Below are 12,851 nucleotides of genomic sequence, written 5' to 3'. Positions count from 1 at the left end.
CTACAGTCCCGGCTTCAACCAACCCGCACAATACGAGATCCAGCCGCGTGGGTTTGACATCATGTCTCGCGGGACCCATGTCAACCGGCGCGGTCGATGGCCTCGATGTCGCTCGGGTCGTCCAGCATCTCCCAACGGAGCAGCGAGATGGGGACGTTGCCGTTGCTCCACAGATGGTCGTGGAACCATCGCAGGCTGAACTCGGCGCCAAGCTTCTTCTTGGCATCGCCCAGCAGGCGGATGATCTCGAGCTTGCCGACCATGTAGGCCATCGCCAGACCGGGGTTGGAGACGTACATCGACGTCTCCTCTAGAGCGGTCTGGGGATCGACCGGGATCAACTCCTCGAACATCTTCATCCCCTCCTCGAGGGTGATGGCCCCGGTGGCCAGACTCACGTCCACCACCGTCCGCAGGCTACGGAGTCGCTTGAAGTTCTGGGTCACCAGCCTCGACCAGGGAGCGTCGTCGAACAGGCCGGCCTGGAGCATCAAAGCTTCGTTGTAGTGGGCCAGGCCCTCATTGCTGATCGAGTCGTAGTAGCGCCGTCGTAGCGGGTTCGGATTGGCCCAGGACAGGGCCAGCTGCTTGTAATGGACGCCCTCGTGCATGATGCCCAGCCGGGGATCACGGGCGTTGGCCTCGTAGAAATAGGACAGGGGCTGGTTGGGATCCCACACGTAGGTGTACGCGTCCTCGTCGAGACGCTGATCTGAGGTCAGATCGTTGCCCACCCCCAGCCAGTTGAGAGGCCGCACGTACCCCGGCCGGGGCGCGGTGAGGTAGCGGCGGAGCGACTCGGGTTGGGTTAGGAGGTTCTCGTTCTCGTAGAACTCCCGCACCGCCTGCTCATCCCGGGCCTGCTGCTCGCATTGGGCCTCGGCGGTCGGGAATCGGTCGGGCACGGGCGTGTCCCCGTACCGGTTGCGCTCCACCTCCTCCCAGGCGTAGTTGCGGTAGAGCTCCCGCTGGGCCAGCAGCACCATCTCCTCGGGCTGTAGGGGGAGGAGCGCCACGTTCCGGAGGTACCACATGAAGCTGTCGCGCCCTACCGGCTGCGGGGCAGCCATCCCGTCCTGGTGCTCCCGCAGCCACTCGCGGAACGACACCAGGTGCTCGGTGGCCTGGTCGCCGGCCTCGGCGAGGGAGCTCCGACGGGATGCGTCGAAGAATCCGCTCAATTCGTCTATCGACTCGGGCAGCGCCGAGTCGATATCCTCGAGCAGGCGGATGGCCGACCCGGCCAGAGCAGAAGTACCCGCTCGGGCCAGGTTCTCGAGAGCGACTTCGAGCTGGGGACCCACCATGTGGAGCTTGTGGATGATGCCCTCCTGGCGATCTCCGTCGAACGGCGGCGGGCAGAGCAGCGAGTCGTAATAGGTGCCGAGGGCCTGATGGACCTGCATGACCGCATCCCTCTCCCAAGAGCGCAGGATCCTGGTCTCCCACTCCACGCGGGAGATGGCGGAGCCGATCAGCCGGTAGTCGACCTGGGTGGGAACCGGCTCGCCCGACACGTCGAGGTCCTCCCATCGCTGCCGGAATTCAGCGGCCTTGTCCAGCCGGTGGCGAGCGGAGTCCTCGTCGAACTGCGGGATCCAGTCGGGCACAAGCTCCAGGCGGGGAACATCGTCAGGACTCCGGTAACCGGTAACGACCCTCCAGTCCCAGAACTCAACCCCCAGGTCCTGCACCGCCTGGTTCATGTCACTCATGTGGAGTCCTCTCGCTAGTCAGACCACGGATTGACGACGCCGACACCGCATCCCTCGAAACCACCGGTATCCCGCGTGGCCACCGAGGCGCCTACCGACCGTGCGATCGCAGCTATCTGGCAGTCAGCCCGGCTGATGGGACGGCCCGTGGCGCGTCGTGAGGCGGCTATCAAAGCGTATGCGCGGGCGGCGTCACTCTCGAAGGGGAGAATACGCCCCGCAAAGTCCTCTCTCAAAAGCCCTTCAACCGCAGCTCGGAGCTTCATCCGCCGAGACCCCTCCGGCAGAACCTCAACACCGTACCGTAACTCGGCTTCGGTGATGCTTGAGAGATAGAGGCGTAAGGCGGCCTGTCGATAGAACCAGTCGACCACCGGGGCAGCAGGATGCGGGTGTATCAACTCGGAAACGACGTTTGTATCCAGGACGATCATCGATCGCGATCGCTGAAGTCGGGTGGATCCCTCATGGGTTCACGCGGCGGCAACTCCAATTCAGCACCACCCAGGGGCGCAAACCGGCTCCGGATGGCTCGGACGAGGTCCTCTCCCGTCGAAGGCTGCGCGTACAGAGCTGCCTTCAGAATGTCCCGAGCCTCCTGTTCCATGGATCTACCGTTCTCGGCCGCCCGGATGCGCAGCCGACGTTTCAGTCCTTCCTCCAGGTTCCGCACGGTGATACTCGCCACTGACCTACTCCTGCTAGCAACTGCACGGGATTATACGGTGATTTCATTGCTATCATAGTGCCTAGGTCCGCTCGTTGAGTTCGGCGACAATCATGTCGTTCCAGCAGACCAGCATGGACCCACCCTCGGACTGGCGCGCAAGTCAGATGACCATCTCTAGTCGGCGGTCCCGTCCACGGTCCGTAGCGCTGCGCTCCGCCGGATCTCCCCAGCCCCCTCCCCCACCGGTCTTCACCAGGAGCCGAGTCCCGGCCTCGACCTTGAGACCGTTGGCCTTGAGCATCTTTTCGGGCTCGTGCCCGGGACGATGCACCCACACCTCGGGCGGCGCTCCGTCCCTGCCACCGAAGAGCCCCCACGACGGTTGCTTGGAGCGCTCGAACCAGAGGTTGACGGTGCACGGCGCCAGGAGTTCGTACTCCCGGATGATCCCCAGCCCACCGCGCCATTTGCCGTCACCGCCCGACCCGTCCCGCAGGGCGTGACGACGCATAAGGAACGGATACCGGTTCTCCAACGACTCGATCGGTTGGTTGCGGTATTCCCCGGCCGCCGAGTGGGTCAGGGCCGACTCTCCGTCCCCTCCCTCGAACGCACCCCAACCCCCGGTCAGCGACTCACCTGACAGGAAGAGGCCGAACTCGTTCTCCCCCACGATGCTGACATTCCACGAATCGCCCACATGTCCCGCCGCGGTCCGCTCGGGAATCACCGCGCTCAAGGCCTTGATCATGAGGTCGATGGCCAGCATCAGGTGGGGTCCGTAGTGGAGGCAGGGGGCGGTCTCGGCCGGGTTGAAGCAGGTGCCCTCCGGCGCGATCACTTCGAGGTTGCGGAAGTTCCCTCCCGACACCGGAGCGTGGGGATTGACGAGAAACTTGAAACCCTGCTCGATGCCGGACCGGGTCTGCACGATGCCGCTGTTGATGCTGCCGACACACTGGCGGTTGGAGCCGGAGAGGTCGACGGTCATGCTGTCACCCTCCACCGTGACCGTGACCTTCACGTAGACCGGATCCTCCGTGACACCGTCGTCGTCGAGGTAACCGTCGGCCACGTAGACACCATCGGGAATCTCCGCCACCGAGGCACGGTCCTCGGCCTCCGCCTGCTCGAACACCAGCCGGACGGCGGTCTCGACCTGATCCCACCCGAAACGGCGCACGATCGACCGGAACCGCTCCACCCCGGTACGGCAGGCACTTATCTCGGCCATCAGGTCACCCACCATCGCGGTCGGGAACCTGGAATTGAGGGCGATCAGGTCCACGATCTGCTGATCGACCCGACCCTCCCGGAAGATGCAGGTCGGGCCTATTCGCAGACCTTCCTGGAAGATGTCCGTGCTGTCACCCACGTAGCCGGCCCGCTTGGCGCCGATATCGTTCCAGTGGGCCTTCGCCGCCGAGAACCCGCGCAACAACCCGTCAACGAAGATCGGAGCGAAGACGGTCACGTCGTTGAGGTGGCTCCCGGCGATGGTCGAGTCATTGACGATCCAGACATCTCCCTCCCGGAAGACCTCGTACCCCTTGATGCCGATCACCGCCCGGAGCGTCCCGCCCAAGCTTCCCAGGAAGAACGGAAGGCCCGGCGCCTGCCCCAGCAGGCGTCCCTCGGCGTCGAAGATGCCCACCGAGCAGTCCTTGGCCTCGTAGATCACCGGGCTGTAGGCGCTCCGGTACAGGTTCCGCCGCATCTGCTCCGCGCCGGAGATGAACGCGTTCCGCACTACCTCGACCGTCGCGGGCGACGGAGCGGACAGGTCAGAGGTCCTGATTTCGGCTACCCGGGACTCAGGGGACCAACTCCAGGCGCCGGTCCGTAGCTCGGTCCTCGGCGGCACGCTGCGCCGGGTCGCCCCAGCCTCCCCCTCCCCCGGTCTTCACCACCAGCCGGGTACCGGCCTCGACCTTCAGATCGTTGGCCTTGAACATCTTCTCGGGCGCCTCGCCGGGACGGTGCACCCACACCTCCGGCCCCGCGCCGTCCTGGCCGCCGAAGAGGCCCCATGAAGGCTGCTGGACGGCCCGCTCGAACCAGAGCTGGATCGTGACCGGGGCAAGGATCTCGTACTCCCGAACGATCCCCATTCCGCCCCGCCACTTCCCGTCACCGCCCGAACCCTCGCGCAAGCTGTGGCGCCGCATGATCAGCGGGTAGCGGTGCTCCATGGTCTCGATCGGGAAGTTCTTGAAGTCGCCGGCCGCCGAGTGGATCAGGGCCGACTCGCCGTCACCCCCCTCGAAGGCACCCCAGCCGCCGGTCAGGGCCTCCCCGGACAGGAACAGGCCGAACTCGTCCTCCCCCACGATGATGACGTTCCACGAGTCGCCCACATGCCCGGCTGCGGTTCGCTCCGGCACGACCCGGCTCAGGGCCTTGATCATCAGATCCAGCGCCAGCATCAGGTGGGGTCCGTACTTGAGGCAGGCGGCGGTCTCGCTCGGGTTGAAGCAGGTGCCCTCGGGCGCGATGACCTCCAGGTTCCGGAAGTTCCCTCCGGACACCGGAGAATGCGGGTTGACGAGGAACTTGAAACCCTGCTCGATGCCGGACCGGGTCTGCACGATGCCGCTGTTGACGCTCCCGGTGTTCTGTTTGTTGGAGCCGGTCAGGTCCACGGTCATGCTGTCACCCTCTACGGTGACGGTGACCTTCACGTAGACGGGATCCTCGGTCACGCCGTCGTTGTCCAGGTAGGCGCCCTCGACGTAGACGCCGTCGGGGATCTCCGCCACCGAGCGCCGGTCCTCCGCCTCCGCCTGCTCGAACACGGCATGGATGGACTTCTCCACCTGGTCCCATCCGAACCGCCGCACGATGGAACGGAACCGCTCCACCCCGGTCCGGCAGGCGCTGATCTCAGCCATCAGGTCACCCACCAGCGCGGTCGGGAAACGGGAGTTCAGCGCGATCAGGTCCACGATCTGCTGGTCGAGACGGCCGTCCCGGAAGATGCAGGTCGGTCCTATGCGCAGACCCTCCTGGAAGATGTCCGTAGTGTCACCGCAGAATCCGGCATCCTTGGCGCCGATGTCGTTCCAGTGCGCCTTGGCCGCCGTGAACCCCCTGAGGCCTCCGTCCACGAAGATCGGAGCGTATACGGTCACATCATTGAGATGGCTGCCTGCGATGGTCGAGTCGTTGACGATCCAGACGTCTCCCTCGCGGAACACCTCGTAACCCTTGAGCCTCACCACCTCTCGCAGCGTCCCACCGAGGCTGCCGAGGAAGAACGGTAGGCCCGGCGCCTGGCCGAGCAGGTGACCCTCGGCGTCGAAGATACCCACCGAGCAGTCCTTCATCTCGTAGATCACCGGGCTGTGCGCGCTGCGATACAGGTTCCGCCGCATCTGCTCCGCGCCGGAGATGAACGCGTTCCGGACCACCTCTACCGTGGCCGGGGAGGGCATGTTCCCGCTTTGGCCGTTGACGATGGTGTCGGTCATGATCAGGCTCCCCTCTCCATGATCAGATGGCCCTGGGATCCCACCCGTAGCTCCCAGCCGGGGGGAACCACGGTGGTGGTCGACGGCTCCATGACGATGGCCGGGCCCACCAGGCGACCGGACAGATCGCCCCGGTCCACGATCGGGACCTCCATGGACCGTCCGTTGAAGATGACCTGCTCGCTGGTGCGGCCCGCACCCCCGGTCTGCTCGTCGCCGTCACCGGACGGGCCGCGCTCGAACTCGCGGATGCCCGTCAAGCGGATAGCGACCATCTCGATCGGGGCCTCCGGGTTGGCATGGCCGTAGCGCTCCTCGTACCGGGCGTGGAAGCTTGCCTTGAACTCCTCGTCGGCTGCCGCGGCCGCCAGCCGGATGGGCAAGGAGTACTCCTGGCCCACGTACCGAAGCTCGACGTGGGTCTCGAAGCGCATCCCGGCCCGCTGCTCGTCATCCACCTCCATCTCGCGGCACACCTTGTCCTTGAGCCGCTCGATCGGCTCGGTGAGGTCGACGATGGGCTGGTCCAGCCTCCGGTAATGGGTGGTCACAGCATCGTGGCGGACATCGCCCTGGAGCATCCCCCAGGCGGAGAACACGCCCGGATTGGCGGGTATCAGCACCCGCTCCACCTCGAGCTCCTCGGCCAGGAAGGCGGCGTGGAGGGGGCCGGCCCCGCCGAACGCCACGATGGCGAAGTCCTTCGGATGCAGGCCGCGCTCCACGGTCAGCTCGCGGATGGCCTCGGCCATGACGAAGTGGGTGACGTCGAGCGCCTGTTCGGCCAGATCTGTCGCCGTCAAGTCGAAGAACCCGGCCACCGACGCCAGGGCATCCTCGGCGGCCTGGCGGTCCAGCGTGAAGGAGCCGGCCAGCTTCTGGGCTCGCGGGATGCGGCCCAGCACCACGTTGGCATCCGAAACGGTGGGGCGGACGCCGCCCCGCCCGTAGCTGGCCGGGCCGGGGAACGATCCCGCGGACTCGGGCCCCACCCGGAGCCCGCCGTGCCGTTCGTAGATCAGGCTCCCGCCGCCGGCGCCGATGCTCACCAGTTCCACCGCGGGCGCCAGTATCGGCAGGCCCTGCAGCTCGAACTCGGACTGCATGCCCACCTGACCACCGCGCACGATCGAGACGTCGAAGGAAGTGCCGCCCATGTCGATGCAGATGAGGTCGGGCTGGTCGGTCCTCCGGCCCACCTCCCGGCCCCCGATCACGCCACCTACCGGTCCCGAGTAGAGGGTGAGCACCGCCCGGTCGGCCGCCGAGTCGGCAATCATCGCCCCGCCGTTCGACTGGGTTATGTGGAGCGGCACCGACAACCCCTTGGCGCGGAGGGCTTGGGACAGCCGTGACAGGTAGTCACGAACCCGTGGGGTGATGTACACCGAGGTGACGGTGGAGGAGGTGCGCTCGTACTCCCGCCACTCGGGCGCCACCTCATGGCTGAGCACGATGGGAATATCGGGGAGGGTTCTGCGGAGAATCTCCCGTGTCTCCAGCTCGTGCAGTGGGTCGACATAGGAGTGGATGAGGGACACGGCCACCGCTTCGTACTCGGCCTCGGCGATGGCCTTGGCCACTACCTCGACCGAATTGGCGTCGAGCGGCGCCAGCTCCTCACCGGATGCGCTGATCCGCTCGTCGATCTCGAGGATGGAGTCGCGCTCGACCAGCGGGGTGGGTTTGTGATACTTCAGGTCGTACATGTCGGGCCGGTGACCGCGGCCGATGATGTAGGCGTCGCGGTAGCCCCGGGTGGTAACCAGGGCCACCTTGCCACCGGAGCGCTCGAGGAAGGTGTTCAGTCCCACCGTCGTTCCGTGGATAAAGAGGGATACGTCGTCGAGATCGGCGCCGGCCTCCTCTACCGCATCCAGGACACCTTCGACCAAATCCTCGGGGGTGCTCAGGACCTTCGAGACCCGTGTTCCGGCGTCCGACTCCATGACCAGATCGGTGAACGTCCCACCGATGTCCACCGCGATTCTCGTGCCCATTACCTATTGATCCCTTCAGGTGGAAAGATGCGACCGACAGGCTACCAGTTGCCGGTCACCCGCGGTCAGTGGTCGTTGGCCACGACCTTCCAGCATCGCACCGTCCGCCCGTCCCTACCGCTCGGGACCAGATCCTGCTCGGCGGAGCAGGCCTCCTCGGCCAGCGGGCACCGCGGCATCAGGCGGCAACCGGCGGCCGGGTCGGTCTCGCCCTTCGGGCCCAGCTCGAAACTGTCGGTCTCGAACCTGCTCGCCGCCATCAGGGCTTGCGTGTAGGGATGGGCAGGTGAGCCGAAGACCTGTTCTGCCGTGCCCTGCTCCACGATCTGGCCCAGGTACATGACGATCACCTCGTGCGCGCACACGCGCACCGCTTCGAGGTCATGGGAGATGAAGACGAAGGCGACGTGAAACTCGTCCTGGAGTTCTTGCAGAAGCGACAGGATGTCCCCGCGCACGCTCAGGTCGAGCGAGGAGGTCGGCTCGTCCAGCACCACGAGTTCGGGATCGGGCGCCAGGGCTCGGGCGATGGCCGCGCGCTGGAGCTGTCCTCCGCTCAGCGCCCTCGGCTTCCGATCCCACAACTCCTCACCGAGGCTGACCGCCGCCAGGACATGCCGGAGACGCTCCTCCTGCTCCGACTTCGACATGTCCGGTCGGAGGCGGCGCAACGGCTGCGCGACGGAACTGCGCACGGTCCGGGTCGGGTCGAAGGATGCCTGCGGCATCTGGAACACCATTTGCATCATGCGGCGGTGAGATCGCATCTTCCGTACGCCTAGATCACCGAGTTGGGTCCCCTCCAGGAGGACTTCCCCCTCCGTGAGCGGTGTCAAGCCGAGTAGGCAACGAGCCACGGTCGACTTGCCGGATCCGCTCTCCCCGACTATCCCCAGGGTCCGGCCCCGCTCCACCGAGAACGAGACACGCTGGGCAGCCTTGATCGTCTCGACCAGACCGATAGAACGACGCACCCGATAGGTCTTCGACAGGTTGCGGACCTCGAGGATGGTGGCCTCAGTCATGGTCGGGACCCAAGTGACACAGCAACCGGCGGCGCCCGCCCAAGTCGTGCACGGGCAGGGGTTCCTCGTCGCACACGGCCATCCGGTACACGCACCTGTCGCGGAAGGCGCAGAATTGGTAAACCTCGGTCATCCGGGGAACCAGGCCTGGTATGGAACGAGGACGCTCATCGGTGCGCAGGTCCACGCAATCGAGAAGCGCCCTGGCGTAGGGATGGGAGGGCTCGGTGAGGATCCGCTCCCGAGGGCCGAATTCCACCACCCGTCCGGCGTACATGATCCCGATGTTCCGGGCCACCCTCGCCACGGCCCGCAAGTCGTGGGAGATGAAGAGCAGGGCCGCATTACGGGCGCTGACCTGCCGCTCCAAGAGATCGAGCACCCTCACCTGGGTGGTCATGTCGAGTCCGGTGGTCGGCTCATCGGCCAGTATGAGGGAAGGGCCGCACGCCAGGGCCAGCGCGATGTTGACCCGCTGCGCCATTCCCCCGCTCAACTGGTGCGGGTAGCGTTTCAGGATCGCGTCGGGGTTGCCGAACTCGAGGTCCCGCAGGGCCTCGCGGGCGAACTCCTCCGGAGCGCCGTCCAGTACCTCGCGGTTGGCCTTGAACGCGTCCACGATCTGGCGCTCCACGCTGAGCATCGGGTCAAGGGCCGTGACCGGGTTCTGGTAGATCATGGCCACATCCGAGCCCCGATAGGTTTGGAGTTCGTCGGTATCCAGGTCGAGCACCGAGCGGTCCTGCCACTCGACCGCACCGCCGGTGATCGCCCCGCCCGGAGGCATCAGCCGCAGTATCGACCGCAGGGTCATCGACTTCCCGGAACCGCTCTCCCCCACCAACCCGACCGTCTCACCGGGGAAAACCTGGAGATCCACGCCCTGGAGAGGATGGACCGGGCCCGAGAGGGTGTTGATGGTGACCTCCACCCCCGAGAGGGTCAGCAGCGCCCCGTTGGCCGGACCGGAGTTCATGCGGACGTCCCTCCCGGACCGACCAACGTTTCGGAGCGGGCAGAAAAGCCGGTCAACGAGTACACGGACAGGACGATGAAGGCGCCGGGGAAGACGGAGACCCACCAGTGGCCCTGGACGATCAGCGTGGCCCCCGTCTTGATCATGGATCCCCACTCGGGGTTGGGCGGTTCGATGCCGAGACCGATGAAGCTGAGCCCGGCGATGATCTGGATGGCGTAGGCGCAGGTCAGTGGGAACAAGGCCAGGATCTGGCCCCGGGCGTTGGGAATGAAGTGATGCACCACGATGCCCCATGCTCCCAGGCCGGCGCACTTGGCCGCCTGCACGAACTCTGCTTCGGTAAGCGGCAGCAGCACGCTGCGTACCTGGCGCAGGTACAACGGGAAATTGACCATGGCGATGGCTATCACGAGGACCGCCATGCCGTTGTCCACGGGGCCGAAGATCTCGAGGGGTCCCAGCGCGGCGAACAGGGCGATCCCGAGGAGGAGGACGGGGAACGACTGGACCACCTCGACAATCCGCAGGGCAATCATGTCCACCCACCCGCGGCGGTAGGCGGCCCAGGCGCCGGCCAGGCATCCCAGGCCGCCGCCGAGCATGACCCCGATGAGCGCCAGGGTGAAGTCGACCCGGGTGGCCACTATCACCCTCGTGAAGATGTCGAGGCCCAGCGTGTCCGTACCGAACCAGTGCTCCGCCGAGGGCGGGGACACCGGATTGAACGGATCGGGCCGGAGAGGGTCGTAGACGGGCATGGGTATCCATTGGCCGATCGTTTCGATCCACGGACCGATCACGGCCAGGAACAGCATGAAGAAGAACAGTGAACGCCGGACGGTGATACCGACCGTCGGGCCGACAAAGACACGGGCTAGAAGCCGGCGTTCCCTTTGGGGGGAGATGGTGGTCATCGCTGTTCAGTCACGGAGCCGGGGATCCATGGCGAACTGGATCAGATCAACTATGAAGTACAGGATCACGTAGATGACCGCGGCGATGATTACCACTGCCAGTACCACGTCATAATCCGAGTTGTCCATGCCCCACACCGCGAACGAACCGATCCCAGGCCAGGAGAACACCACCTCCACCAGCACCCCGCCTCCGATCAGGTAGCCGAAGGTCATGGCGGCCAGATTGAGCACCGGCGGGGAGGCGTTGCGGAGAACGTCCCTGACAAGAACGGTTCGCCGACCCAGTCCGTAGCTGTAGGCGGCCTCGACGAACGGGCTGGACACGGCCTCGCTAACTGCGGAGCGGGTGACACGGAATAGCGGGGGCCCACTGGTCAACGAGAGGGTCACCGCGGGGAGAATCAGATGCCACAGGGCATGCCAAGCCAGACGGAAGTCCCCGGCGATCAGGGCATCCAGCGTGTAGAGACCGGTCACCATTTCCGGGGGAGTAATGCCACTGCCCACGCGGCCCAAGGGAGGCGGGAAGAGCGAGGGGAGAGGACCTAGAGGGTCAGGGAGCCTGGGAGGCAGGAAGTAGAGGAGGAAGATGAACAGCAGGCCGAGCCAGAAGGCCGGAACGCTGACCCCGAACTGCGCCATGCCTTCCCCGAGCCTGGCCAGCTTTCCGTCGGGTCTGAGTCCTGCCCGTACACCGAGTGGGATGGCCCAGATGAAACTGACCATCAGCGTGAAGAAGACCATCTCGGCGGTAGCGGGAAGCTTGAGGGCAATGTCCTCGGCAACCGGTATGCGGCTAATACGGGACACACCCAGGTCTCCCTGGAGAAGGTGAGTGAGATAGGTCCAGAACTGTACGACGATGGGCTCGTTGAGGCCCATCTCCTCGGCTCGCTGCTCGATTATCGCCTCGCTCACCGCCACTCCGAGCGAGGCGTAAAGAGGGGTACCCGTGGACCGGGTGATCGTGAAGCCGATAATGACCACCGCCAGGAGGACGACGGCGAGAACCACGACGCGATTGGCCAGGAACAGGGCCCATCGCCGAAGTCCGGAGAGCCGGTCGCGGGTCTCCCGCTCCTGACTGGTTGCCTGTATCGCTTCTATGCGTGGCTCCAGGGAGGTAGAACGATCGGGAGGGCGGCCACCCTAGGCGGCGCCCTCCCGATCTGCGTAGTTGCTACCGATGGACTAGCCGGACCGATTCAGGGTCGCGAACCAGAGAAGCCCGTCGGGATGGAGCGTGAACCCGCCGATGTCTTCACGCATCGCCAGCGTGTAGTTGGCATTGGCAAGCCACAGCATCGGTGCTGCATCGACCAATCGGGTCACTGCCTCCCGATAAGGCTCGCGCCGTCCCGGATCCGAGACGACCGAAGCCGTTTCGTCGAGGATCTCATCGATCCGCGGGTCCACGAAACCGGTCCAGTTGATCGCTGCATCCTGCGAATCCCACCACAGGAAGAACTGGTAGTAGGGGTCATCGACGTAGTCGAGGAGACCGCCCCGGAAGGCCATACCTCCGTAGGTGAGACCGAACAGGTGGTCGAACATCTCGGCCCCGGTGACAGGACGGATGCTCATGTCAATCCCGAGGTCGGAGAATTGCGCCTTGAGGTTCGTGGCGACCGCCTCGTCGAGCGGGACGTTCTGGCGGATGACCATCTCGAACTCAAACCCGTCGGGATAGCCGGCTTCCGCCATGAGCTGCCGAGCCCTGTCGGGATCGTGCTCGTAGATCCACGCGTCCTCCAGGTTGTATAGGTCGAAGAACCTGGAATTCACCGAGATAGGTCCTTGGCTCGGGACTGCCTGGCCATTCAGGACGCCGTTGACGATCGCGTTGTAGTCGACCGCGTAGGACATCGCCTTCCGCAGGGTCACGTTGTCGAACGGCGGAGCCTGGTTGTTCAGCAGGACGTTGATCCCGTTCCGGTCGGGAACCGACAGAACCTTCACACCGTCCGAAGTTGCTGCGGTAGCCAACTGCTGTACGGACAGATCGAGGGCGATGTCCACGTCACCGCTCTGGAGCAGGGCGAGACGGTTGGCCGCCTCGGGCACCGTCAGCAACT

General features: G+C 65.4%; 11 protein-coding genes. All 11 read right to left on the bottom strand.

Features of this window, described 5'->3' with window-relative positions:
- Nucleotides 1-80 precede the first annotated feature (80 nt).
- Nucleotides 81-1,715, bottom strand: coding sequence for a DUF885 family protein (locus OXK16_10085; GenBank protein MDE0376296.1), 1,635 nt, complete (start codon nt 1,713-1,715; stop codon nt 81-83).
- A gap of 14 nt (nt 1,716-1,729) precedes the next feature.
- Entirely contained in the window at nt 1,730-2,149 is a 420-nt protein-coding gene (locus OXK16_10080; protein MDE0376295.1) for a type II toxin-antitoxin system VapC family toxin, read from the bottom strand.
- Nucleotides 2,146-2,403 (bottom strand): plasmid stabilization protein, encoded by a 258-nt coding sequence (locus tag OXK16_10075; protein MDE0376294.1) that lies wholly within the window; start codon nt 2,401-2,403, stop codon nt 2,146-2,148. Before OXK16_10075 ends, OXK16_10080 begins: the two co-directional genes overlap by 4 nt.
- Before the next feature lie 142 nt (nt 2,404-2,545).
- On the bottom strand, nt 2,546-4,249 hold the full coding sequence (locus OXK16_10070; protein ID MDE0376293.1) for a hydantoinase B/oxoprolinase family protein: 1,704 nt from the start codon (nt 4,247-4,249) through the stop codon (nt 2,546-2,548).
- A complete protein-coding gene (locus OXK16_10065) occupies nt 4,200-5,855 on the bottom strand; it encodes a hydantoinase B/oxoprolinase family protein (protein ID MDE0376292.1) in 1,656 nt (551 codons plus the stop codon). Before OXK16_10065 ends, OXK16_10070 begins: the two co-directional genes overlap by 50 nt.
- 2 nt (nt 5,856-5,857) lie before the next feature.
- Nucleotides 5,858-7,855, bottom strand: a complete 1,998-nt coding sequence (locus tag OXK16_10060) for a hydantoinase/oxoprolinase family protein (protein MDE0376291.1) — start codon at nt 7,853-7,855, stop codon at nt 5,858-5,860.
- A 65-nt stretch (nt 7,856-7,920) separates the two neighbouring features.
- Nucleotides 7,921-8,880, bottom strand: coding sequence for an ABC transporter ATP-binding protein (locus OXK16_10055; protein MDE0376290.1), 960 nt, complete (start codon nt 8,878-8,880; stop codon nt 7,921-7,923).
- Nucleotides 8,873-9,856: an ABC transporter ATP-binding protein gene (locus OXK16_10050; protein MDE0376289.1), complete on the bottom strand. Its 984-nt coding sequence runs from the start codon at nt 9,854-9,856 to the stop codon at nt 8,873-8,875. The genes OXK16_10055 and OXK16_10050 overlap by 8 nt, the downstream gene beginning before the upstream one ends.
- Nucleotides 9,853-10,773, bottom strand: coding sequence for an ABC transporter permease (locus OXK16_10045; GenBank protein MDE0376288.1), 921 nt, complete (start codon nt 10,771-10,773; stop codon nt 9,853-9,855). Before OXK16_10045 ends, OXK16_10050 begins: the two co-directional genes overlap by 4 nt.
- 6 nt (nt 10,774-10,779) lie before the next feature.
- A complete protein-coding gene (locus tag OXK16_10040; protein MDE0376287.1) occupies nt 10,780-11,805 on the bottom strand; it encodes an ABC transporter permease in 1,026 nt (341 codons plus the stop codon).
- Nucleotides 11,806-11,967: 162 nt separating this feature from the next.
- A partial coding sequence (locus OXK16_10035; GenBank protein ID MDE0376286.1) for an ABC transporter substrate-binding protein occupies nt 11,968-12,851 on the bottom strand: 884 nt, incomplete at its 5' end.

Source organism: bacterium, from assembly GCA_028821235.1.
Taxonomy (GTDB): domain Bacteria; phylum Actinomycetota; class Acidimicrobiia; order Spongiisociales; family Spongiisociaceae; genus Spongiisocius.
The sequence above is the reverse complement of the archived record's forward strand: the minus strand, read 5'-3'. Positions and strand labels throughout refer to the sequence as shown.

Bases quoted from the DNA above. Each gene is read 5' to 3' on its own strand.
- OXK16_10085 (MDE0376296.1), bottom strand. From the start codon at position 1,715: ATGAGTGACATGAACCAGGCGGTGCAGGACCTGGGGGTTGAGTTCTGG.
- OXK16_10080 (MDE0376295.1), bottom strand. From the start codon at position 2,149: ATGATCGTCCTGGATACAAACGTCGTTTCCGAGTTGATACACCCGCAT.
- OXK16_10065 (MDE0376292.1), bottom strand. From the start codon at position 5,855: ATGACCGACACCATCGTCAACGGCCAAAGCGGGAACATGCCCTCCCCG.
- OXK16_10060 (MDE0376291.1), bottom strand. From the start codon at position 7,855: ATGGGCACGAGAATCGCGGTGGACATCGGTGGGACGTTCACCGATCTG.
- OXK16_10055 (MDE0376290.1), bottom strand. From the start codon at position 8,880: ATGACTGAGGCCACCATCCTCGAGGTCCGCAACCTGTCGAAGACCTAT.
- OXK16_10050 (MDE0376289.1), bottom strand. From the start codon at position 9,856: ATGAACTCCGGTCCGGCCAACGGGGCGCTGCTGACCCTCTCGGGGGTG.
- OXK16_10045 (MDE0376288.1), bottom strand. From the start codon at position 10,773: ATGACCACCATCTCCCCCCAAAGGGAACGCCGGCTTCTAGCCCGTGTC.